General features: G+C 58.8%; 22 protein-coding genes. 13 read left to right on the forward strand and 9 right to left on the reverse strand.

Annotated features, from left to right (window positions below; all coding sequences use genetic code 11):
* Positions 1–269: 269 nt before the first annotated feature.
* The 4 genes from AR456_RS02710 to AR456_RS02725 all read left to right on the forward strand — a co-directional run bounded on the left by AR456_RS02710 (position 270) and on the right by AR456_RS02725 (position 3,006).
* A complete protein-coding gene (locus AR456_RS02710) occupies positions 270–479 on the forward strand; it encodes a zinc ribbon domain-containing protein (protein WP_021819801.1) in 210 nt (69 codons plus the stop codon).
* A gap of 176 nt (positions 480–655) precedes the next feature.
* On the forward strand, positions 656–1,258 hold the full coding sequence (locus AR456_RS02715) for a peroxiredoxin (RefSeq protein WP_021819802.1): 603 nt from the start codon (positions 656–658) through the stop codon (positions 1,256–1,258).
* A gap of 154 nt (positions 1,259–1,412) precedes the next feature.
* A complete protein-coding gene (gene trxB / locus AR456_RS02720) occupies positions 1,413–2,369 on the forward strand; it encodes a thioredoxin-disulfide reductase (RefSeq protein WP_021819803.1) in 957 nt (318 codons plus the stop codon).
* Between the two features lie 196 nt (positions 2,370–2,565).
* Positions 2,566–3,006, forward strand: a complete 441-nt coding sequence (locus AR456_RS02725; protein WP_236995532.1) for a hypothetical protein — start codon at positions 2,566–2,568, stop codon at positions 3,004–3,006.
* An 88-nt stretch (positions 3,007–3,094) separates the two neighbouring features.
* Here the strand turns inward: AR456_RS02725 and AR456_RS21770 are convergent, their stop codons facing one another.
* Positions 3,095–3,259 (reverse strand): SlyX family protein, encoded by a 165-nt coding sequence (locus tag AR456_RS21770; protein ID WP_417935326.1) that lies wholly within the window; start codon positions 3,257–3,259, stop codon positions 3,095–3,097.
* Positions 3,260–3,487: 228 nt separating this feature from the next.
* Between AR456_RS21770 and AR456_RS21715 the strand changes: the two genes are divergently transcribed.
* Positions 3,488–3,952, forward strand: a complete 465-nt coding sequence (locus AR456_RS21715; protein ID WP_021819806.1) for a cold-shock protein — start codon at positions 3,488–3,490, stop codon at positions 3,950–3,952.
* Between the two features lie 85 nt (positions 3,953–4,037).
* Here the strand turns inward: AR456_RS21715 and AR456_RS02740 are convergent, their stop codons facing one another.
* The 8 genes from AR456_RS02740 to map form a co-directional block, all read right to left on the reverse strand.
* On the reverse strand, positions 4,038–4,427 hold the full coding sequence (locus AR456_RS02740) for a hypothetical protein (RefSeq protein WP_021819807.1): 390 nt from the start codon (positions 4,425–4,427) through the stop codon (positions 4,038–4,040).
* Between the two features lie 7 nt (positions 4,428–4,434).
* Entirely contained in the window at positions 4,435–5,616 is a 1,182-nt protein-coding gene (gene dapE / locus AR456_RS02745; RefSeq protein ID WP_021819808.1) for a succinyl-diaminopimelate desuccinylase, read from the reverse strand.
* A gap of 46 nt (positions 5,617–5,662) precedes the next feature.
* Complete coding sequence (gene dapD / locus AR456_RS02750) at positions 5,663–6,688, reverse strand: 2,3,4,5-tetrahydropyridine-2,6-dicarboxylate N-succinyltransferase (protein ID WP_021819809.1); 1,026 nt, start codon at positions 6,686–6,688, stop codon at positions 5,663–5,665.
* Positions 6,689–6,760: 72 nt separating this feature from the next.
* Positions 6,761–7,114, reverse strand: a complete 354-nt coding sequence (locus AR456_RS02755) for a Spx/MgsR family RNA polymerase-binding regulatory protein (protein WP_021819810.1) — start codon at positions 7,112–7,114, stop codon at positions 6,761–6,763.
* A 37-nt stretch (positions 7,115–7,151) separates the two neighbouring features.
* Entirely contained in the window at positions 7,152–8,348 is a 1,197-nt protein-coding gene (gene dapC / locus AR456_RS02760) for a succinyldiaminopimelate transaminase (RefSeq protein ID WP_021819811.1), read from the reverse strand.
* Positions 8,349–8,514: 166 nt separating this feature from the next.
* A complete protein-coding gene (locus tag AR456_RS02765) occupies positions 8,515–10,521 on the reverse strand; it encodes a fimbria/pilus outer membrane usher protein (protein ID WP_021819812.1) in 2,007 nt (668 codons plus the stop codon).
* Between the two features lie 110 nt (positions 10,522–10,631).
* Complete coding sequence (locus AR456_RS02770) at positions 10,632–13,319, reverse strand: [protein-PII] uridylyltransferase (RefSeq protein WP_021819813.1); 2,688 nt, start codon at positions 13,317–13,319, stop codon at positions 10,632–10,634.
* 6 nt (positions 13,320–13,325) lie between these two features.
* Entirely contained in the window at positions 13,326–14,117 is a 792-nt protein-coding gene (gene map, locus AR456_RS02775) for a type I methionyl aminopeptidase (protein WP_021819814.1), read from the reverse strand.
* 546 nt (positions 14,118–14,663) lie between these two features.
* Between map and rpsB the strand changes: the two genes are divergently transcribed.
* The 8 genes from rpsB to rseP all read left to right on the forward strand — a co-directional run bounded on the left by rpsB (position 14,664) and on the right by rseP (position 22,386).
* Entirely contained in the window at positions 14,664–15,407 is a 744-nt protein-coding gene (gene rpsB / locus AR456_RS02780; protein ID WP_021819816.1) for a 30S ribosomal protein S2, read from the forward strand.
* Between the two features lie 222 nt (positions 15,408–15,629).
* Positions 15,630–16,499, forward strand: a complete 870-nt coding sequence (gene tsf / locus AR456_RS02785; protein ID WP_021819817.1) for a translation elongation factor Ts — start codon at positions 15,630–15,632, stop codon at positions 16,497–16,499.
* A gap of 110 nt (positions 16,500–16,609) precedes the next feature.
* Positions 16,610–17,377: a UMP kinase gene (pyrH, locus tag AR456_RS02790; RefSeq protein ID WP_021819818.1), complete on the forward strand. Its 768-nt coding sequence runs from the start codon at positions 16,610–16,612 to the stop codon at positions 17,375–17,377.
* A 4-nt stretch (positions 17,378–17,381) separates the two neighbouring features.
* Positions 17,382–17,939 (forward strand): ribosome recycling factor, encoded by a 558-nt coding sequence (gene frr / locus AR456_RS02795; protein WP_021819819.1) that lies wholly within the window; start codon positions 17,382–17,384, stop codon positions 17,937–17,939.
* 120 nt (positions 17,940–18,059) lie between these two features.
* Positions 18,060–18,830, forward strand: coding sequence for a polyprenyl diphosphate synthase (gene uppS, locus AR456_RS02800; RefSeq protein ID WP_021819820.1), 771 nt, complete (start codon positions 18,060–18,062; stop codon positions 18,828–18,830).
* Positions 18,823–19,629 (forward strand): phosphatidate cytidylyltransferase, encoded by an 807-nt coding sequence (locus AR456_RS02805; RefSeq protein WP_031208307.1) that lies wholly within the window; start codon positions 18,823–18,825, stop codon positions 19,627–19,629. The genes uppS and AR456_RS02805 overlap by 8 nt, the downstream gene beginning before the upstream one ends.
* Positions 19,626–20,894, forward strand: coding sequence for a 1-deoxy-D-xylulose-5-phosphate reductoisomerase (ispC, locus tag AR456_RS02810; RefSeq protein ID WP_021819822.1), 1,269 nt, complete (start codon positions 19,626–19,628; stop codon positions 20,892–20,894). The genes AR456_RS02805 and ispC overlap by 4 nt, the downstream gene beginning before the upstream one ends.
* 133 nt (positions 20,895–21,027) lie before the next feature.
* Positions 21,028–22,386: an RIP metalloprotease RseP gene (gene rseP / locus AR456_RS02815; RefSeq protein WP_021819824.1), complete on the forward strand. Its 1,359-nt coding sequence runs from the start codon at positions 21,028–21,030 to the stop codon at positions 22,384–22,386.
* Positions 22,387–22,429: the final 43 nt, after the last annotated feature.

Raw genomic sequence — 22,429 nt, forward strand, 5'->3', positions numbered from 1 at the left:
CGAACGGTCCAGGTTCTTCAGAGGCTGGCTGCTGGTTCGGAAAGGCAATCTCCTGTGATGACCAGTGGGGCTCGCCGAGCGCTCCTGCCCTTCTGCTTGGTATTGGTATGTCGGAAGGGGGATTCAAGTGCGGGATATCATGATAGGCGCGCCAGCGCCGCTATCACGGTACTTTGTATTGTCGTATCTCGCGTTATCTGGGGGCACACCTTGAAAGGTAACCCCCTTGACGCCATCTTCATAGCTCCACCTGATATCAGGAGCCTGTCGTGCATGAAGAGCAACTTCCCGCCCGCACAGTGCATTGCCCGTACTGCGATACCCGCTTCAGCATGGTGGTAGACCCCTCGCAGGGAAGCCATGAGAGCTGGGAGGACTGTCCGCAATGCTGTGCTCCAATTCATTTCAAGGTCGAGGTGTCACCACTATCCGGCGATATCGAGTCGTTGGTAGTGGGAGCCGATGACGACGTGATCTGAATTCTTGCGCATCAGTGTGACGCGGTCATTGCGGCGTCATCAAGGTGGCGGGACAATAGGCGCCGACTATACGGGCCATAGGCCCGGTCGACTGGCGAGCAGGTGTCCTGATGTGATTGAGTGGACAACCTCAAATTTTCCGCCGATTCATTCCATTGACCTTCAAGGAGAGTTACATGAGCGTACTGGTAGGACGTCAAGCCCCTGATTTTGAAGCAGCTGCAGTTCTCGGAAACGGCGATATCGTTGAAGACTTCAAGCTGTCCGACAGCAACGGCAAGTTGCGTGTGCTGTTCTTCTGGCCGCTGGACTTCACCTTCGTCTGCCCGTCCGAGATCATCGCGCATGACAATCGTCTGCAGCAGTTCAAGGATCTGGGTGTTGAGGTGATTGGTGTTTCCATCGATTCTCAGTTCACCCACTATGCATGGCGCCTGACCAGCCCGGAAGCGGGTGGTATTGGTGAGGTCGGCTTCCCGATCGTTGCTGACGTCAAGCATGAGGTCACTCAGGCCTATGGTATCGAGCATCCGGAAGCTGGCGTTGCCATGCGCGCGTCGTTCCTGATCGATGAGCAGGGTGTTGTCCAGCATCAGGTCGTCAACAACCTGCCGCTGGGCCGCAATGTCGACGAGATGCTGCGCATGGTCAAGGCGCTCAAGCATCACCAGCAGCATGGCGAAGTCTGCCCGGCTGGTTGGGACGAAGGCAAGGAAGGTATGAGTGCTGACGCTGAAGGCGTTGCCAAGTACCTCGGCGCCCACTCTACCGCGTTGTAAGATAGATACCTGTCCGGCAGGAGGGGGTTAGCCTCCTCCTGCGGCTTGGGTCATGCCGACTGCCTGGCAGTCGGCATCGCCGAATCCGTAGCGGCCCGCGGGTACTGGTCGGTATCCCGTCAATTCGCTGTTTCTTGTTCTCCATGAGGTTGCCATGAGCGAAGCGCGTCACGAACGTTTGATCATTCTCGGCTCCGGCCCGGCAGGTTATACCGCTGCTGTCTACGCAGCGCGAGCCAATCTCAAGCCGGTACTGATTACCGGGATACAGGCGGGCGGTCAGTTGACCACCACCACCGACGTCGATAATTGGCCTGGTGATGACGCCGGTGTCCAGGGCCCCGAGTTGATGGAACGCATGAAACGTCATGCCGAGCGTTTCGATACCGAGGTGCTGTTCGACCATATTCATGAGGTTGAACTGCGTCAGCGTCCTTTCACCCTCAAGGGCGATAACGGTACCTACACCTGCGATGCGCTGATCATTGCCACTGGAGCCAGCGCCCGTTACCTCGGACTTCCTTCCGAGCAGCAGTTCATGGGCCAGGGGGTTTCCGCCTGCGCTACCTGCGATGGGTTCTTCTACCGCAACCAGGAGGTGGTGGTAGTAGGTGGCGGCAACACTGCTGTGGAAGAAGCGTTGTATCTGTCCAATATCGCCTCGAAGGTAACCCTGGTGCATCGCCGCGATAGCTTGCGCGCCGAGAAGATTCTTCAGGACAAGCTGTTCGACAAGGCCGAAAACGGTAATGTCGAGTTGGTCTGGAATCACACTCTGGATGAAGTACTGGGCGACAACACTGGCGTGACAGGCGTGCGCCTCAAGTCAGTCGAGGGTGGCGAGACTCGTGAGCTCCAGGCTCCGGGTGTGTTCATCGCCATCGGCCATAGCCCGAATACCGGTATCTTCGAAGGCCAGTTGGACATGGCTGGAGGCTATATCAAGGTGCATTCCGGACTGGAAGGTAATGCCACGGCTACCAGCGTTCCCGGTGTCTATGCCGCAGGCGATGTCATGGATCATGTCTACCGCCAGGCGATTACTTCCGCGGGTAGCGGCTGCATGGCGGCCCTCGATGCCGAGCGTTACCTGGATGGGCTGACGGACTGAGTCATTCCGGCCCGAGAGACCATCATGGAGCCGCGGGTTCGCTCGCGGCTCTGGCGCGACAGTACGCTACAGCAACCTCCTGAGGCGAAGATATCGGCGAAAGCAGGCATCGGCGTCTATTCTGGGACACAGGGCTCATCCGGGATCAACTGATCCGGGTGTTGGTATGCCTGATTTCCATATTGGGAGGTGTAGCATGATGCACAGAAAGTTGTTCAGTCGCGGATTGTTGCTTGCACTGCCGTGGATTGCGGTACCCGCATTGGCGGCCGATGGTCATGACCTGACCTTTCAGGGCGATGCCGGTTTCGGTGGTCCGCATGGTGGCCAGGCGGTTGAGGCGGCATTGATCGATGCCGAGTCGGGGGAAGTGCTGGCCACGCAGAGTGGTGAAGTATCAGCCGATGCCGATCCCGCTTTTTCCCTGGATTTCCCCGGCGCGCTTGAGGAAGGGGGCAGCTACAAGGTGAATTACTGGATTGATTCCAACTTCGGTGGTGGCACGGTTGGAAGCTGTGATGAACCGCAACAGGATCATCAGTGGAGCCGAACCATCGAGATGAGCGACGGAGCCGTCTCTCATGTCGAGACGCACGACCCCTCGAGCCTGACGGCTGTGTGTGATTCCTTCGAGTAAGTGCCGAAAACGACGCCGCCGAGCCGCTCAGAGGAGCGGGTCGGCGGCCTTGCAATATCGCTGTAACTCGATGGTTGTCACCATTTGTTCAGTAATGTGGCGGCAATTCATCCTCCGGGCCGGGCATCTGCCCCTGTAGGTCGTCGCTGCCGGAACGCAGTCCCTGGAGGCGAGCTTGCATGGCTTTTCCAAGCCGTTCGAGCTGCATCAGGCGGCGTTCCTGCTGGGCGATGGCCTCATCCAGTGTGTCCAACCAGTGTTCCTGGTAAGCCACACGGCTTTCAAGAGCCTCCAACCTTTGTGCAGTATCTGCGGACGGATTTTCCATCTCCGTGATAGACTCATGCTGCGGTGTGTCACTGTTCATCGTGTCGGCCGTCTGCCCTGGTGCAGCAGGATCCTGGTGCCCTGCTGGGTATCATAGAGGTTCCGTTTACTTTTCAATCTGTTTCAACCAATGACAAGAGAGTATTTCAGTTCCATGAAGAGAAGGGTTGTTATTCGTTGTGGTTTTGTCAGTCTGCTGCTGGCTGCTCCGTCACCGTTGTTGATCACTCTGTTGCTCAGTCTCGTTACCGGTGTCACTACCGAACAGTTGTTGGCAATCGTCGAAGAAAACCAACTACTGAAGGGGTATGTGGCAACTGCGGCAGGGGTATTTGCCCTGTTGTTGGTAGCGACACTGGCAGTCAATGCCTTGACCCCGCAGCAGGTATCGCTGGCGGGTGTCGAGGACGATGATCGCGAGATCGGCGAGGTCAAGTGGTTCAACGTCAACAAGGGCTATGGTTTCATTACCCGAGATGACGGAGAGGACGTTTTTGTCCATTTTCGCGCCATCCGTGGTCGTGGCCATCGTACTCTGGCTGAGGGTCAGAAAGTGCGCTACTACGTAGTAAAAAATGACCGTGGACTTCAGGCGGATGACGTGACCGTCATTACCTGATAGATCGCGGTCTCTCGTACGTTCGAAACGCCTCGCTGCCGCGAGGCGTTCTCGTATCCGGCGTTGCTCAGAGTGATGAGAGTGTTCAGCGAGTGTCGTTATCCGGCCAGTCGATGATCTGCTCGCTACCATTCGGCAGTACCTGAAGGAATCGGTCAGGGTCATCGCCAGGGTGCCAACCTCCCAGTGAACAGCGTACCTCGCAGTCGAGTGCCTGAGCTGCGGCTCGGGCGCAGTCGGCGTCGCTGGGCCAGGGGCTATCGGCACTGTCGATCCACAGGCTGGCAAATGAATCAGCTGCGCGGGCCACCAGCAGTACCGGTATATCATGGCCTTGATGTTCGCCCTGTGTACGCCAGCGGTGTTTGCCGTGGGGTTCAAGAGGGGGAGCGGAGATGGTCGTCGCGAGCCAGGCGCTGATGCGCTCTACATCAGCGGGTGCAAGGTAGATCTCGATATCCGGGTAACGTTCCATTGGCACCTCAGCGGGTCCTCTGAGCAACGAACAATTGCTTCAGAATAGCTTCATAGATTGAGCTCAAGGCATCCAGATCGGCAGCCCTTACGCATTCATTGACCTGATGGATGGTCGCGTTTCGGGGTCCCAGTTCGACCACCTGGCTGCCGAGCGTGGCGATGAAGCGGCCATCAGAAGTGCCGCCACTGGTTGAGAGGACAGGGCGTTCACCTGTGATTTCCTCGACGCCAAGAATCGCAGCTTCCACCAGCGAACCTTCTCGGGTCAGGAAAGGTTCTCCGTTGAGAGTCCAGCTGATGTCGTAGTCGAGGTCATGGTCACGCAGAATGGCTTCGGTGCGTTCACGCAGCTCCTTCTCGGTGGTTTCGGTGGAAAAGCGAAAATTGAAAATCGCTTCAACCTCGCCGGGAATCACGTTGGTGGCACCGGTGCCGGAGCGGATATTGGATATCTGAAAACTGGTGCCCGGGAAGCTATCGTTGCCTGAGTCCCAGTGTTCGGTAGCCAGTGCATCCAGTGCTGGTGCTATTTGATGGATCGGGTTGCGGGCAAGGTGGGGATAGGCAACGTGCCCCTGGATGCCGCGGACCCTGAGTACGCCTCCCAGCGAGCCGCGACGTCCATTCTTGATGACATCGCCGAGACGCTCGGTGGATGAGGGTTCACCGACAATGCAGTAATCGAGACGCTCATTGCGTTCACGAAAATGCTCTACCACTGCCCGAGTGCCATCAATGGCAGGGCCTTCCTCATCGGAAGTGATCAGAAAGGCAATGCGTCCATCATGCTCGGGATGTGCGGTAATGAAGCGTTCCACGGCTGTCACCATCGCCGCCAGGCTGCCTTTCATATCGGCTGCGCCGCGACCGCGTAGCATACCCTGAGCATCGATTTCCGGTTCGAACGGTGGTGTATGCCACTGAGCCTCGGGCCCGGATGGGACCACGTCAGTGTGTCCGGCAAATGCCAATACCGGGCCATGATGACCATGTGTCGCCCAGAAGTTCTTTACATCACCGAAGGGGAGGCGCTCGATGGTGAAGCCGAGGCGTTCGAGGCGCTCGATCATCAACTCCTGACAGTCCAGATCATCGGGTGTCACCGAGGGACGACGAATCAGCTCCACGGCCAACTCGAGAGTCGAGGATAGTTCGGTGCTGAGCGGTTGAGGTTCAGTGGTCGGCATGCAGGGGTCCTGGCGGTGGCGACGGCCTGGGCCGCCGCCAGGTGAATCAATTGTGGGCGTGAAGTGACTCGTTGAGCGCAATGGCGCTCTTGTTGGTCAGGCACTCGATACGACCATTCTGTGAGTTGCGGCGTAGCAGTAGATCGTTCTGACCGGCCAGCTCACGAGCGGCAAGGGTGCGAACTTCCTGGTTCTGGTCGTCCAGCAGCGTGACCTTGGCTCCTGCGGTAATGTACAGACCGGCTTCAATAGTGCAGCGATCGCCCAACGGAATGCCGATACCCGCATTGGCTCCGATCAGGCAGCCTTCGCCCACGGAAATGATCATATTGCCGCCACCGGACAGAGTCCCCATGGTCGAGCAGCCTCCGCCGAGGTCGGAGCCCTTGCCGACCACCACGCCAGCTGAGATGCGGCCTTCGATCATGCCCGGGCCTTCAGTACCGGCATTGAAGTTGACGAAGCCTTCGTGCATCACCGTAGTACCTTCGCCGAGGTAAGCTCCCAGTCGTACCCGCGCGGTATCGGCGATGCGTACACCGGTCGGCACTACGTAGTCAGTCATTTTGGGGAACTTGTCGACGCAGTCGACCGACAGGGTACGGCCTTCGAGACGTGCACGCAGGCGGCGAGCGGGAAGCTCCTCGATATCGATGGGCCCTTCGCTGCTCCAGGCGATATTGCGCAGCAGGCCGAACATGCCGGACAGGTCCAGTTCGTGTGGCTTGACCAGACGATGCGACAGCAGGTGCAGCTTGAGGTAGACCTCCGGCACGCTTTGCGGCGCAGCATCGCTGTCGATGAAGGTGGCCACCAGCGGACGCTTGCTGACCGCAAGGCTGTCGGCGAGGCTGGCCTGCTCGGGGTGACCAGCATCACGCAGTGCCTGGGCGAGATCGGCACAATGCTCGGGCAGCAGGCTGACCACGCCGCTGCCGGCCGGTGCACCGAGAGCGCGGACGGCGGCATCGGTGAGGCTGGCGTCGGGATTGAGCAGGGGGGCCGGATAGTAGACTTCCAGCCAGTCGCCCTGGGTGTTCTGGGAGCCGATACCAAGTGCAAAACTGAGCATGTGTATGTCCTTCAACGTGAATGGGGTCGGAAATGCAGAGCGCTGCGCGAGTCGGGTAACTGCCGCAGCGGATCACAGATTGTCGTAGTCGCCATCGCGATAACCGACTCGAATCTCGTCGCCGGTATCGAGCAGCGGGCGCTTGATCAGGGTCGGGTTGGCCATCAGCAGGGAGCGTACCTTGTTCGAGTCGAGATCATCGGTATCGACACCGGACTTGTCAGCGTCGGACAGGTTGCGCCAGGTCGTACTGCGCTTGTTGAGTAGCGTCATGACCGGCACCCGCTCGAGAATATGTTCGAGCAGCGCTGCCGACACCCCGTCCTTGCGCAGATCGTGGACCTGGTAGGGGTGGCCGCTGGCATCCAGAGCCTTGATGGCCTTGCGGCAAGTATCGCAGTTGTGGATCACGTAGATCGTCAGCATGACGTATCTTCCTTCGTATTGGGCGGTTGCAACAGCGTCAGCCGCGTTCGACCAACTGGCGGATGCGCTCGGCGGCTTCACGAGTGGCTTCCAGCTCATCGACCAATGCCAGACGCAGGCGCCCCGTGCCGGGATTGACGCCGTTGGCGCCTACGCGGCCCATATAGCTGCCGGGCAGTACGCTGACATGCGCCTCACTGAACAGGCGTCTGGTCAAGGCTTCATCATCGCCGGCCGGTACCGCCGGCCACAGATAGAAACTGGCTTCGGGCTGCGGGAAGTCGAGTACCGGAGCCAGAATGTCGGTGACGGCAGCGAACTTCTCGCGATAGGCATCGCGGTTGTTACGCACATGCTGTTCATCGGACCAGGCGACGATGGAGGCCTGTTGTACCGGCAGCGCCATGGCGCAGCCATGATAGGTGCGGTAGCGCTTGAAGCGCTCGATGACCTTCGCATCGCCAGCGACGAAGCCGGAGCGTAGCCCCGGCAGGTTGGAGCGCTTGGACAGCGAGTGGAATACCACACAACGTCGGTAGTCGTGACGACCAAGCTCCGCGGCTGCCTGCAGCAGGCCCGGTGGCGGGGTCTGCTCATCGAGGTACAGCTCGGAGTAGCACTCATCCGAGGCGATGATGAAGTTGTACTCATCGGCCAGTTGGATCAAGCGCTTGAATTCCTTCAGCGGGGTAACGGCGCCGGTCGGGTTGCCTGGCGAACACAGGAATACCAGCTGCACCTCACGCCAGGTGTCGGGATCGATCGAATCGAAATCCGGGCGAAAGTCGTTGTCCGCGTCGCAATCCAGGTACAGCGGGGTGCCTCCGGCGAGCAGTGTCGCACCTTCGTAGATCTGGTAGAAGGGATTGGGAACAGCCACTCGTGCCGGACGAGTACGGTCCAGACATGCCTGGACCAGAGCGAAGATGGCTTCTCGCGTGCCATTGACCGGAATCACTTCGCGCTCGGTATCCAACTGCTTGAGGGCGAAGCGCCGCGTTGCCCAGCGGGCGATGGTCTCGCGCAGTTCCGCACTTCCCGCTGTGGCCGGATAGCGCGCAAAGGCCTGCTGGTGTTCGACCAGCGCGTCCAGCGCCGCCTGGTAGGGCGGGTGCTGAGGTTCGCCAATGGTCAATGGGCGATGGGCCAGGCCCGGCGGTGGGGTGAGTCCTGCTTTCAAGGCCGCGAGGCGCTCAAAGGGGTAGGGCTGGAGAGCGTCAATATCGGGATTCATGAGTGTCCAGGCGCGCCCTTGAGGGCGTCGTTGTAATGCCGGGCTGGCATATGTTCATGTGCTGATGCGTGGCGCGCAACGCGAGTAGCACCGGGCCCCCGATTATAGGGAAGCGGGCAGATAGCCTCAAACTTCTCGGTACGATGGAGTGCTGGCAGTGGTGTGGCTAGCTGCCACCTTCTTCGGCAGCGGTGTCTGCACTCACTTGTTCATAGAGGTCGAGTGTGGGTTGAGGGTAGTCGGCAGCGCTGACGACGATGATCGCGCCTTGGGTAGGAACGATATCACGTGTCGTGGTGTGCCATTGGTCCTCGGTGGTGGTCTCGAGCTTGATGCTATTGGCCTGGTATGGAGTGAGTCCGGCAAGCAGAGCGTTGCTACTGGCCTTGATATAGTGATGATCTGGCCCTGTGGCCATTTTGCCTGAACGTGACTGAGGCGTAATCAGAACCATGGTATCGCCGCGCTCTGGACTCAGTACCAGACCGCCAGAGTGAGCCAGCATGGTCCCGCTGAGCGAAGCGTTATACTGCTGAGTGCCATTGTCCTCGTGGCTGAAGTTGGCGCCAAATAGAGTTGCCGGCGTATTCCATTTCAGGCTGGCGCCATAATCATCGAGTTGAGTGCCTTCGGCGCCAACCACACTGGCATGGGCTTGATAGTTGACCCGTTGCTCTGGGCCGATGTCGTCACCGATTCTGGCTCGTAGCCGGGGCTGCTCGTCATCGCCGAAACTGGCGCTGGTAGTCAAGTCCGGTGTCTGCCCGGCCAGTCCCAGCGGAACTCTCACGCTGGCGAGGTAAAGGCTGCTGGGCTGGTCATCTTCGATGTTCTGTCCGGCGCTCAGGTACAGGTTGCCCCAGTTGAAGTCGCGTTGGTAACCGAGTTGATAAGTCGTGATTTTGCTGTCATTGCCCCAATAGCGGCGATCGGTGCCGCTCAGGTCCAGTTGCCCCCAATCGCCCACCGGCTGACTGATGGTCAGTTGGAAGCGGTCTCGTTCGCGTTCGTTGTCATCGGCGTCTTCGTCCCAGGCAAAGTCTTCGAGACTCACGTAATCCTCGTTGGAGAACCGATAGGCGGCGAGAGCGAAGGAGGTATCAGTAGAGTCCAGATGGTGGCTATAACCGAAGCGATAGCTCTCACCCTGCATCGTGCTGTAGGTGCCGTCATCACTCAGCATATTGCTGGCGGAGGATGAAGTGATATCAGCACTCACCGCACCAAAGGGAGTGGCGGTGGCACTGCCGACGACCAGCGCACCGTAGCCGTCCGCCAGAATGCCGCCGGTATAGAGACTGGCATAGTTGTTCAGACCCTGGCGCCAGGTGGATTGGCCGAACCAGGGGCCGATGATGTGCTGCTGTTGGCGTAGTCGCCCCAGACTGAAGCTGTAGCTTGAGGTTCCGGGCCGCATCAGGTCCACTTCCGAGAGGTAGGGCACGCTGAATCGGTGATTGCTGCCATCAGCTTCATTGACCATGACCTCGAGGTCTCCAGAGGCTTCTGGGGCGATGAGGTCATCAATGACAAACTCGCCAGGCGACACCGTAGTCTCGTATATCACCGAGCCTTGCTGACGGATGGTAACGGTAGCTGACGTTCGGGCGATGCCGCGCACGACGGGGGCGTATCCACGTTGGCTCTCAGGGCGCATCTGTTCATCACTGCGCAGTTGCATGCCACTGAAATCGACACCGTCAAACAGATCACCTGGTGTCGAGTACTGCCCCAGCGTCAGACGTGAGTTGAACTGCTGCAGGTCGTGCTGGGCATAGCTGTTGATGACATCGTATGTCTTGTGGCTTTCCTGTAGTTTTGCGTTGGCCTGGTGGCGTAATCGCCAGGCCCCGGCATTGAAGCCAGCGGTGTAGTTGAGGTTGTAGCGTTGCAAGCCACTGTGGTCTGGCTTTCGGCTCTGGTTGGTGTTGAAGTCGTAGGACAGGAAGCTCGCGGTCACACCCTGGTCCCGAGCCAGCGCCTGTTTCGGCAATCGCATGGATGGCCGAGAGGACGGAGAAGGGTAGGTCAAAAGCTCCTGTGCCAGAGACACAGGCTGCTCCGGTGGCGTATTGGGCGGAGTGTCGGCACGCGCCGTGCCGGAAAACAGCAGTAGTAGACATGCTGCTCGCAGCCACTGCCATGGAAAAGCATCTTGCGCAGAGTAGGCCATTGGTTGCGCTGATCGATAACGGAGATGAACGGGGTTTCTAATCACTTTCGGCAGTCAAGATGGTGTTGTGTTCAATCTGCTACCGCTGACCGCGACAGCATCAAGCCTGCTCAGCCTGGCCCCTGAACGCTGAGAACCTCGATCAAGCGTTCACGAAGCTGTTGTTGACGCGCAGGGTCGGTCAGTGGATTGCCGCGGCGGTCGGTGATGTAGAAGACGTCTTCGACGCGCTCGCCGAGCGTGGCGATCTTGGCTGCGGACAGTGAGATGCCTTGTTCGAGAAAGATACCACCGACCCTGGCCAGCAGGCCGGGGCGGTCGGGGGCAGTCAGTTCAAGCATGGTGCGGTCGCTGCTCGGATCCTGCTCGATGATGACTCGGGTTGGCACCTTGAAGTGTTTGAGCTGGCGCGGTGTGTGTCGAGTCACAATGGTTGGGTAGTCATCGGGATCGTCGAGTTCCTCGAACAGGTGCCGACGTATCTCCTCCAGTCGTACCGGATCGCGGATGGCGCGGTCCTGATCGTCCAGCACGATAAAGGTGTTCAGTGTCCAATCGTTGTTGGACGTGGCAATGCGCGCATCGTGGATCGATAGCCCGAGTTGTTCCATGGCGGCAGCGGTGGCCGCGAACAGGTTGTCTACCGAATGGGTGTGAATGAAGACCTTGGTGCCGCCCTCGGCCATATCGGCAGTGGGTGCATTGATCAGGATCAGCGGGGGCGGCTGGTCTCCGTGGGCAAGAATCCCCTGGGTCTGCCAGACCACTTCACTCGGCGCATACTGCAGGAAAAAGTCTTCGCCCATGGAGCGCCACAACGCATCGACGCGGTTCATGTCCTCGCCTATCACGCTGAGTAGTGAGCGCGCTTCGTCGCGGGTTTCGCGTACCCAGTCCTCGCGCTCCAGCGGGTTTTCAAGGCCGCGACGCAGGGCGCGACGCGCTTCGGCATGTAACTGACGCAGTAGTGATGCCCGCCAACCATTCCATAGCGTGGGGTTGGTGGCGTTGATATCGGCAACCGTCAGTACATACAGGTAGTCGAGTCGGGTCTCGTCACCGACGGCGGTAGCGAAGTCACGGATCACTTCCGGGTCGGTGATATCACGTTTCTGAGCGATCATTGACATCAGCAGATGATTTTCCACCAACCAACTGAGCAGACGCGTATCGCGCTGCGAGATGCCATGTTTTTCGGCGAAGGCTTCGACATCCCTCGCGCCGATCAAGGAATGGTCGCCACCACGTCCCTTACCGATATCGTGGAAGAGTCCGGCAATCCACAGGATATCCATTCGTGGTAGCTGATGAATCAGCGTCGCCGCAACAGGAAACTCTCGGCGAGCCTGGGGTTTGCGCATGCCATGTAGACATTTGAGCAGGCGCAGAGTGTGGGCATCGACGCTATAGATATGGAACAGGTCGTGCTGCATCAGGCCGACGGCCTGACCGAATACTGGTAGATACTTACCGAGGACACCATAGCGATTCATGCGCCTGAGTTGTCGCGCTACGTTGCCGTTGGAACGCAGCAGAGCCATGAACAGTGCCTGGTGCTCAGGGTTGTTGCGATACATGTCATCGATGAGATGGCGGTGGTCGCGAATCAGGCGAATGGTATCGGCACGAACCCCTTCGATTTCGGGATGTTCGGCCATTAGATAGAAAAGTTCGAGCAGCGCCGATGGTTGATTGCGGAATACCGCCCGCGAGCGCGCCTGGATGTAGCCGCCGGCAATCTCGAAGCGCTCGTTGAGTGGCTGTACCTTCAGTGGCACACGCGGGCGCAGGATTACCTCGTCGAAGTGCTGCAACAGCATGTCGTTGAGGCCGGCAAGCGCGGTGACGTGGCGGTAATAGCGTTTCATGAACTGTTCGACTGCGAGTCGTTCGGGAGTATCGCGATAGCCGAACAGCTCGGCGATGGTGCTCTGATGGTCGAACAGCAGGCGGTCCTCGGCGCGGCCTGTCAGCATGTGCAGCGCGTAGCGTACCTGCCACAGAAAGGCCTGGCCCTGGCTGAGGATGCGGTGTTCGGCATCATTCATGAAGCCGCGTGCCACGACATCTTCGTAGCTTTCGGTATCGAAGTGGCGTTTGGCGACCCATCCGATCATCTGGATATCGCGCAGGCAGCCGGGCGAGCTCTTGATGTTGGGCTCGAGGTGATATTCGGAGTTGTTGAAACGATAGTGGCGCGAAATCTGCTCTTGCCACTTGGCTTCGAAGAAGCGATCCGCGGGCCACATGCGCTCTGGTGCCAGGCGGTTGCGCATCGCCTGACGCAATTGTTCCAGGCCAGCCAGAGTACGTGACTCCAACAGGTTGGTGATCACCGTGACATCGGCTTCTGCCTCGCGCTCGCAGTCATTCAGTGAGCGAACGCTGTGGCCGATCTCGAGGCCGATATCCCACAGGAAGGTGATGAAGGAGGTCAGTGCCTCGCGGTACGGCGTATCGTCGTCTTCGGCGAGGAGGAACATCAAGTCGATATCGGAGTGAGGATGAAGCTCTCCGCGACCATAGCCGCCTACTGCCAGCAGCGCGACACCATCATCGAGTCCCGGGTGGCGCTGCCAGGCGAGGGCCAGCAGTTGATCCATGCACCAGGCGCGTCCCCGCACCAGATCGCGAATATCAGTGCCTCCAAGGAAATGCTCATCGAGGCGAGCTTGAATTTCCTTGAGTGCCCCCTTGAAGGGAGCAATGGGTGAGCGCTGGCCATCGAGCTGCTGGTTGAACTCGTCGAAGTCGAACAGCTCGAGGTCCGGAGTGAAGCGATAATGGTGCAGGAGCATGGAGAATCAGCGCTCGAGGAACGACAGGTCTTCGTCAGCGCGTGCAGTGAGCACTTCTACCCCAGTCTCGGTGACCAGCAGCGTGTGCTCCCACTGCGCCGTCAGGCTCCTGTCCTTTGTCACGGCGGTCCAGCCATCACGCAATACCCTGGTGCGATGGTCGCCGACATTGATCATCGGCTCGATGGTGAAGCACATGCCGGCGGCCAGTTCAATATCGGCCTCGGGTGCGTAACCGTCATAGTGCAGCACCTGCGGATCCTCGTGGAAGCCAGCCCCAATGCCATGGCCACAGAAATCCTGGACGACGGAGTAACTGTTGGCTTTAGCGTGATTTTCGATAACCCGGGCCAGTTCCGACAGACGGACACCAGGGCGTACCAGCGCCATGCTCTTGTACAGACATTCCTGGGTAATGCGGCATAGGCGTTCACCCTGGATGCTTTCGCCGATCACGAACATCATGCTCGAATCACCGTGATAGCCGGCGGCAGTCTTGACGGTGACATCAATGTTCATGATGTCGCCCTTCTTGAGCTTCTTGCTGTCGTCGGGGATGCCGTGACAGACCACATGGTTGATCGAAGTACAGATCGACTTCGGGAAACCGTGGTAGTTGAGCGGAGCAGGTGTTGAGCCCAGCTCGTCGACAATATAGTCGTGGCATAGGCGGTCCAGATGGCCGGTGCTGACGCCAGCGACGACATGAGGGGCGAGCATCTCGAATACGCTGGCGGCCTGGCGGCCCGCTTCGCGCATCAATTCGATCTCTTCGGTTGTCTTGATCGGTACGTTCATGGAATCTCGGTCTGAAAGGGATGCACGAGCCATGCAATGGGGCGCAGTGCCGTCAGGCGGGTGGTGGCACTCGCAAGCGACTCTCGCTGCATGACTCGATATATCCGTTGATAGTGCCCCATATACGTATATATACGCGGCGGGCGGGCGTTCGCTGAACTCGCTGACGTGTGCACGTAGCCCGGTAAACAGGGCAGAAATACGGCGCTGGAAGCACATTGGACCGGCGTGCGCAATGACCCAGAACGTCTGGCGACTTCAACTTGAAGGCTATCCATGGTATAAAGCTGCGCGCTTTCCTGCAATCGCCATTCACCCACTTGGTCAGTCGTTCTGCTCAGGTCATCGTACCGACAGTTGAACATGGCGGGTAGGTGGTCAGCAGGGAATCGTGTAACAGGGCAATCAAATGTTGGTTACCCAAGCCTTGAAAACACACATGTACCGTCACATGGTCCCGGGTGCCGTTGGTTCGCGTCAAGTTCGCGCCGAGGGTCGGATCCATGGGGTACATGGAGGCCTAACCCGATATTTCAGGAGTCATCCATGGCACACGTCAATATGCGTGACCTGCTCAAGGCAGGCGCACACTTCGGTCACCAGACCCGTTACTGGAACCCGAAGATGGGTAAGTACATCTTCGGCGCTCGTAACAAGATTCACATCATCAACCTCGAGCATACGCTTCCTGCGCTCAACGAGGCGATTGATGTGGTCGAGAAAATGGCCGCTTCCAACAACAAGATCATGTTCGTCGGTACCAAGCGTAGTGCGAGCAAGATCATCAAGGAAGAAGCGTCCCGTGCTGGTCAGCCGTTCGTCAACCACCGCTGGCTCGGCGGTATGCTGACGAACTACAAGACCATCCGTCAGTCCATCAAGCGTCTGCGTGACCTCGAAGCCATGCAGGCTGATGGCACTTTCGAGAAGCTGACCAAGAAAGAAGTCCTGATGGCAACTCGCGAGCAGGACAAGCTCGAGCGTTCCATTGGCGGCATCAAGGAAATGGGCGGTTTGCCGGATGCAATGTTCGTGATCGATGTTGACCATGAGCGTATTGCCATCAACGAAGCCAACAAGCTGGGTATCCCGGTTATCGGCATCGTTGATACCAACTCTGATCCGGACGGTGTTGACTACGTGATCCCGGGCAACGATGACTCCATCCGCGCCATTCAGATCTACGTCAAGGCCATCGCCGACGCCTGTGGTCGTGCGAAGGAAGGTCGTCCCGACGAGTTCGTCGAAGTGACCGACAGCGAAGGCGACGCCGCCGCTGCTGCCGAGTAATCTTCGGCCCGCCTGGGCCAGCCGGTCGCTGATGCGATCTACGCCGGACAGGCGCAAAGGGGGCCGCGGCCCCCTTTTCTCTACTTTCAGGGCGCGGGTGAGTTATTCCGCGACTTGAGTGAGGAAGCACCAGGCGGGGCGCCCGCAGTGATTTTTCTGCCGGCATTCAAGCCGTGTTTCCCCTAACCGACACCAAGGTCGAACCATTCAGAGGTGAATACCATGGCAGCTATCAGCGCCTCCCAGGTCAAGGAACTGCGCGAGCGCACCGGTCTCGGCATGATGGAGTGCAAGAAGGCACTCACCGAAGCTGACGGTGACATCGAGCGTGCGATCGAAGACCTGCGCAAGAATTCTGGTCTCAAGGCCGCCAAGAAGGCCGGTCGTACTGCCGCCGAAGGCGTGATCGTGACGCGTGTTGCCGAAGACGGCAGCTACGGCGTGATGGTCGAGATCAACTCCGAAACCGACTTCGTTGCCCGTGACGACAACTTCAAGGCATTTGCCGACAAGGTTGCCGAGGCCTTCTTTGCTGCCAGGAGCGAAGACGTTGCTGCTGTCACCGGTGGTGAGCTGGAAACTGCGCGTGAGCAACTGGTCCAGAAGATCGGTGAGAACATCGGTGTGCGCCGCGCTGCTGTGATCAATGCCAGCGAAGGCAATCTGGTCGGTGCCTATGTTCACGGTGGCCGTATTGGCGTGCTGACCGTGCTCAATGGTGGCAGCCAGGACACCGCCAAGGACGTTTCCATGCACGTTGCCGCGATCAATCCGGCCGTGGCTCGTCCGGAAGATATGCCGCAGTCTCAGCTTGATGCCGAGAAAGACGTGATCATGGCTCAGCCTGACATGGCGGGTAAGCCTGCGCAGATCGCCGAGAAGATGGTCGAAGGTCGTCTCAAGAAGTATCTCGCTGAGAACAGTCTGACCGAACAGGCCTTCGTCAAGGACCCCAACGTCACGGTTGCCGAGTTCGTCAAGGCTGCTGGTGGTGAGGTGGTCGGCTTTACCCGCTATGAAGTGGGTGAGGGCATCGAGAAGGAAGAAGTCGACTTCGCGAAGGAAGTTATGGAACAGGCCAAGCGTAGCTGAGGTCAGAAGTTCCAGTGTGTTGATGATGGCGTGCGCGAGAGCGCACGCCATCGTGTATGTGACAGAGGCTGGCGTGGCCGGCCGAGCACAGCCAAAAGCGGAGACATTCCATGAGTAGCGCCGACTCTACCCCCTTTGCCAAGTCCGACAAGCCACGTGCCGATGTGTCGAAGTACAAGCGGATTCTGCTGAAGCTTTCCGGTGAGGCACTGACGGGCGATGCTGAATTCGGTATCGATCCCAAGGTGTTGGATCGTATGGCCCTCGAAATCGGGCAGTTGGTGGGTATCGGTGTTCAGGTGGGGATCGTGATTGGTGGTGGCAACCTGTTTCGTGGCGCAGCGCTGCATGAGGCGGGTATGGAACGAGTCACTGGCGACCACATGGGAATGCTGGCGACAGTGATGAACGCGCTGGCCATGCGTGATGCGCTGGAGCGCTCCAATATTCGCTCCAGGGTGATGTCAGCGATTCCCATGAGTGGCGTAGTGGAGCATTACGACCGCCGTACAGCGATTCGCTATCTCACTTCCGGAGACGTGGTACTGTTCTCTGCAGGCACTGGCAACCCCTTCTTCACCACGGACTCAGCTGCCTGCCTGCGTGGCATCGAGATTGATGCCGACGTGGTTGTCAAGGCCACCAAGGTGGACGGGGTCTATGACAAGGATCCGGTCAAGCACGCGGATGCCGTCAAGTACGATCAGCTGTCCTATGATGATGCCCTTGAGCAGAAGCTGGGGGTAATGGATTTGACCGCTATCTGCCTGGTACGTGACCATGATATGCCTGTCCGGGTCTTCAACATGAACAAGCCTGGCGCCTTGCTCAACCTGGTAGTGGGTGGCAAGGAAGGCACGCTGATTGATAGAGGGTAAGATAGTGATCAATGACATCAGGAAAGATGCAGAAGCGCGCATGAAAAAGAGCGTTGAGGCTCTGCATCACAACTTCAACAAGATCCGTACAGGCCGTGCACACTCCAGCATTCTGGATGCTGTGCAGGTGGAATACTATGGCGCCAACATGCCGATCAACCAGGTCGCTCAGATCAACGTCGAGGATGCACGCACTCTCGCCGTAGTCCCCTGGGAGCAGAGCATGGTGCCCAAGGTCGAGAAGGCGATCATGACGTCTGACCTGGGCCTCAACCCTTCGACTGCAGGCAATGTCATTCGTGTTCCGATGCCTATGCTGACGGAGGAAACCCGCAAGGGTTACATCAAACAGGCGCGCCATGAGGCGGAGAACGCTCGTGTAGCGGTACGTAACGTACGCCGTGATGCCAATGGCGACCTCAAGTCTCTGCTCAAGGACAAGTCCATCTCGGAAGATGAGCAGCATCAGGGCGAGGATGAGGTCCAGAAGCTGACGGACCGCTATGTGGCGGAAATCGACAAGGCGCTGGCATCCAAGGAAGAGGACCTGATGCAGGTCTAGGGTCGTCAACAAGTCGACTTGCGTCTGTGACGCCTGTCGCTGATCTTGATTGGCAGACTTGCCACGATCATCCCGGGGCTTCTTGTCCCGGGAACCGATACAACCGCCTTGCGAGACATCATGACGTCACAGTCGTCTGACCACCTTCGCCCTCTGCCGGAAGACGCCGATCTGCCGCGCCATGTCGCTGTCATCATGGACGGCAACAATCGCTGGGCGCGAGCCCGAGGAATGTCCGGCGTACGCGGTCATCATGCCGGTGTCGAGGCAGTTCGTGCCGTGATCCGGCGCGCGGCGGAAAGACACATCGAGACACTGACCCTGTTTGCCTTTTCCAGTGAGAACTGGAAGCGACCCGTGGCTGAGGTCAATGCATTGATGGAGCTGTTCCTCATGGCGCTGAAGCGCGAGGTAAAGAAGCTGCATCAACATGACATACGCCTCTCGGTGATTGGTGATACCACTGGTTTTTCCAGTGCCATTCAGAAGCATATTCGTGAGGCAGAAGCACTGACCCGCGACAATGGTGGGCTACGCCTGGTGATTGCCGCCAATTACGGTGGCCAGTGGGATATCGTCCGCGCCGCACGCCACCTGGCGGAGCAGGCGGCGTCCGGCGAACTGGATCCAGCGCAGATCGACGAGCAGACATTCGCCCAGCAGCTCAATCTCACTGATGTCGCCCCCGTTGACCTGTGTATCCGTACCAGCGGTGAACGACGTATATCCAATTTTCTGCTGTGGCAACTGGCCTATGCGGAACTCTATTTCACTTCGGTCCTGTGGCCCGATTTCGATGGCGATGCCTTCGATGATGCCCTGGAAGATTTCTGTCAACGCAAGCGCCGCTTTGGCATGACCGACGAACAGCTCGAGGCCCAGGGTGCTTAGGCAAAGAGTCATAACCGCGGCCTGGTTGGCGCCGCTGGCACTACTTGGTCTTTTCGGACTGCAGGGGGGCGCGTTTGCCGCCTTTACAGCATTCATCGTGCTGTTGGCAGGTTGGGAGTGGGGCAATCTGTCCGGGCTCCCGGGACGAGCAACTCGCGGTGTGGCCGTTGCCGTACTGGGCGGAGCAATGCTGACGTTGTGGCTGGCCGATCTCGCCACATCCACAGCCATACTGGCGGTTGGGGTAGTGGGTTGGGTGATCAATCTGTGGTGGGTCACCGGTCATCCTGAACGTCAGGCGCAATGGTCACCTACTGCGGTGCGTCTGGCGATGGGCCTCTGGGTGCTGCTGCCGACCTGGGTGGGTTTCAATCTGCTGCGTGAAAGTGGTGCAGTGTGGCTGCTGTTCGTGCTGCTGGTTGTATGGGGCGCCGATATTGGGGCGTATTTCTGTGGTCGAGCCTTCGGGCGACGCAAGCTGGCACCCAAGGTCAGTCCGGCCAAGTCCTGGGAAGGTGTCTATGGTGGCATGGCGGTGACCGCTAGCCTGGCTGTCGCCTTCGCGCTTGCACACCATTGGAGTCCTGGTGCGACACTGTTGCTGGTCGTTTTGACTCTCATCGTCACCATGGCATCGGTACTCGGTGACCTGCTCGAGAGCATGCTCAAGCGCCATCGCGGCATCAAGGATTCCAGCCAGTTGCTGCCTGGTCACGGTGGCGTGATGGACCGTATCGATAGTCTGACCGCGGCGGTGCCGTGCTTTGCGCTGTTCTTTTCCTGGCTGGTGAGCGCATGACGACGTCTGACCCTGGTGTTTCCCATTCAACGAGCTTCGCTCCCGAGACTTCCAGTACTGTCGAGTTGAGTGCTCACTTTGACTCCCCCCAGAGCATCACTGTGCTGGGTGCCACTGGTTCGATCGGCACCAGCACCCTGGATGTGATTGCACGTCATCCTGAGCGTTATCATGTTCATGCGCTGACGGCTCACCGTTCGCGTGACGCCTTGTTGCGGCTTTGTCAGGCGCATCGGCCTCAGTTGGCTGTGCTGGATCGGGCGGAAGATGCTGATTGGCTGGCGATACAGTTGAAGGCTGCCGGTCTGGCGACCGAAGTGCGACATGGAGAAACCGCTCTGGCCGAAGTTGCCAGTGCACCAGAAGTCGATATCGTCATGGCTGCTATCGTGGGCGCCGCCGGTCTATTGCCGACGCTGGCTGCCGTGCGCAGTGGAAAGCGTGTGCTGCTGGCCAACAAGGAAGCGTTGGTGATGTCCGGCGCCTTGTTCATGAGTGCTGTCGCTGAAAGTGGCGCGGCCTTGCTGCCCATTGACTCGGAACACAATGCCATCTTTCAGTGTCTACCCCCGCAGCATCGTGGGGGGCTGGCCCATCAGGGCGTGACCCAGCTGTTGCTCACGGCGTCTGGAGGTCCCTTCCGTGGTTATGATCGCCAGCAACTCGCCGCGGTGACTCCGGAGCAGGCCTGTGCTCATCCCAATTGGTCGATGGGGCGCAAGATATCGGTCGATAGTGCCACCCTGATGAACAAGGGGCTCGAGCTGATCGAGGCTTGCTGGTTATTTGATGCACGTCCCGATCAGATCCAGGTCGTGGTGCATCCGCAGAGCGTGATTCACTCCATGGCAGCCTACAGTGATGGTTCGGTTCTGGCCCAACTGGGTAACCCGGATATGCGCACGCCGATTGCCTATGGTCTCGCCTGGCCCGAGCGTATCGATGCTGGTGTACAGGCGCTGGACTTGTTCTCTGTGGCACGTTTGGACTTTGAGTCTGCAGACGAGCAGGCTTTTCCTTGTCTGCGCCTGGCCCGAGAAGCGATGCAGGCCGGTGGCACTGCACCGGCGATTCTCAATGCCGCCAATGAAATTGCAGTATCTGCTTTTCTCGAGCGCCGAATTGGCTTCAATGGGATTGCCGATATGGTCGAGTGGGTGCGAGACGAAGTGGCACTGACACCCGCTGATGAGCTGCCGCAGGTACTGGCGGCTGACCAACGAGCACGTCAACTGGCGCAGGTCTGGCTGGAGCGGCAGCGATGAAGATTCGGCTCAGGTGGAACCTTCATCGCCCGATGCTGCCGGAAGATAAGGTAAGCTATCCTGCTCAGCGGCAGGGGATTCTGCCGGTGTTGATGCTATCGGAACCTGGCATGTCTTTGTGGGAGAAACCTGAGTGGGCCTGATTCAGAATGTGTTGGCCGTCATTGTCGTGCTCGGCCTGTTGATCACTTTTCACGAGTTTGGTCACTTTTGGGTCGCACGCCGCTGTGGCGTCAAGGTATTGAGATTCTCGGTCGGTTTCGGCAAGCCGATCTGGTCACGTGTCGACCGTCATGGCACTGAGTTTGCTCTCGCGGCCATCCCGCTTGGCGGTTACGTCAAGATGCTTGATGAGCGTGAGGGGCCTGTGGCCTCGTCGCAGCTTGATCAGGCCTTCAACCGCAAGTCGGTCTGGGCGCGTATTGCCATTGTCGCTGCGGGTCCCATTGCCAACTTTCTGTTGGCACTGGTGGCATATTGGGCGCTGTTCGTAGCTGGTACCACCACGGTAGTACCTGTCGTCGGCGACGTTACGCCGGATTCGCCGGCAGCCGAAGCTGGCCTGCACAGTGGTCAGGAAATCACTGCCATTCAGGGGCAGCCGGTACGCTCCTGGGATGAGGTCAATCTCAAGCTGGTTGCTGCTATTGGCTTGAATGGCGAACTGACGGTTGCCACTCGTGACGAGGGCGATAGTCATGCCACCAACCACCGTTTGATGGTGAATGATTGGCTGGTGGGCCAGGATCCTCCTCAGCCGTTGCCCTCTCTTGGTGTGGCGCCCTGGCGTCCCGTGTTGCCTGCGGTAGTTGCGCGAGTCGTCGAGGGTGATCCAGCTGCCGAGGCTGGCCTGAAGGCTGGTGACAAGGTGCTGGCGGCGGATGGAGACAGCATCGCTGACTGGCCTGCGCTGGTGTCATTGGTGCGTGATAATCCTGGGCAGACGCTATCATTTGAGGTCGAGCGGGATGGCCGACGTCAGACCCTGAATCTGACTCCTGGCGCCAGAACTCTGGACGATGGCACACAGATTGGGTATATCGGTGCCGAAGTTGCACCGGTAGACTGGCCGCAGAAATGGCAGCGGGAAATCCGCTACGGGCCGCTGGAGGCTGTTGGCCAGGCGGCAACGCGCACGGTGGAAATGACGGCCTTGACCTTTGATGCCGTGCGCAAGATGGTGGTGGGGTTGATTTCCCCGAGTAATCTGTCGGGACCCATCACGATCGCACGAATCGCCGGAGATACTGCCCGCTCCGGGCTGGAGAGCTTCATCAGCTTTCTAGCATATCTGTCGATCAGCCTCGGTGTGCTGAACCTGCTGCCGATACCGGTACTGGATGGTGGCCACCTGCTGTACTACTTCATTGAAGCGGTACGCGGCAGAGCGGTTTCCGAGCGCACGCAGGCCGTTGGCCTGCGCATCGGCCTCGCCCTGGTCGGCACATTGATGATCATGGCGCTGTATTTTGATTTGATGCGCCTTTGGTGATTTGAGCCAGGCGATATTGGCCTTGTGGGCATGGCATGACGGA

Origin of the sequence: Halomonas huangheensis (genome assembly GCF_001431725.1) — a bacterium.
GTDB lineage: Bacteria > Pseudomonadota > Gammaproteobacteria > Pseudomonadales > Halomonadaceae > Halomonas > Halomonas huangheensis.

Coding starts and splice junctions, on each gene's coding strand:
- AR456_RS02715 (WP_021819802.1), top strand. CDS start 656: ATGAGCGTACTGGTAGGACGTCAAGCCCCTGATTTTGAAGCAGCTGCA.
- trxB (WP_021819803.1), top strand. CDS start 1,413: ATGAGCGAAGCGCGTCACGAACGTTTGATCATTCTCGGCTCCGGCCCG.
- AR456_RS02725 (WP_236995532.1), top strand. CDS start 2,566: ATGATGCACAGAAAGTTGTTCAGTCGCGGATTGTTGCTTGCACTGCCG.
- AR456_RS21715 (WP_021819806.1), top strand. CDS start 3,488: ATGAAGAGAAGGGTTGTTATTCGTTGTGGTTTTGTCAGTCTGCTGCTG.
- AR456_RS02740 (WP_021819807.1), bottom strand. CDS start 4,427: ATGGAACGTTACCCGGATATCGAGATCTACCTTGCACCCGCTGATGTA.
- dapE (WP_021819808.1), bottom strand. CDS start 5,616: ATGCCGACCACTGAACCTCAACCGCTCAGCACCGAACTATCCTCGACT.
- dapD (WP_021819809.1), bottom strand. CDS start 6,688: ATGCTCAGTTTTGCACTTGGTATCGGCTCCCAGAACACCCAGGGCGAC.
- AR456_RS02755 (WP_021819810.1), bottom strand. CDS start 7,114: ATGCTGACGATCTACGTGATCCACAACTGCGATACTTGCCGCAAGGCC.
- dapC (WP_021819811.1), bottom strand. CDS start 8,348: ATGAATCCCGATATTGACGCTCTCCAGCCCTACCCCTTTGAGCGCCTC.
- AR456_RS02765 (WP_021819812.1), bottom strand. CDS start 10,521: ATGGCCTACTCTGCGCAAGATGCTTTTCCATGGCAGTGGCTGCGAGCA.
- AR456_RS02770 (WP_021819813.1), bottom strand. CDS start 13,319: ATGCTCCTGCACCATTATCGCTTCACTCCGGACCTCGAGCTGTTCGAC.
- map (WP_021819814.1), bottom strand. CDS start 14,117: ATGAACGTACCGATCAAGACAACCGAAGAGATCGAATTGATGCGCGAA.
- rpsB (WP_021819816.1), top strand. CDS start 14,664: ATGGCACACGTCAATATGCGTGACCTGCTCAAGGCAGGCGCACACTTC.
- tsf (WP_021819817.1), top strand. CDS start 15,630: ATGGCAGCTATCAGCGCCTCCCAGGTCAAGGAACTGCGCGAGCGCACC.
- pyrH (WP_021819818.1), top strand. CDS start 16,610: ATGAGTAGCGCCGACTCTACCCCCTTTGCCAAGTCCGACAAGCCACGT.
- uppS (WP_021819820.1), top strand. CDS start 18,060: ATGACGTCACAGTCGTCTGACCACCTTCGCCCTCTGCCGGAAGACGCC.
- ispC (WP_021819822.1), top strand. CDS start 19,626: ATGACGACGTCTGACCCTGGTGTTTCCCATTCAACGAGCTTCGCTCCC.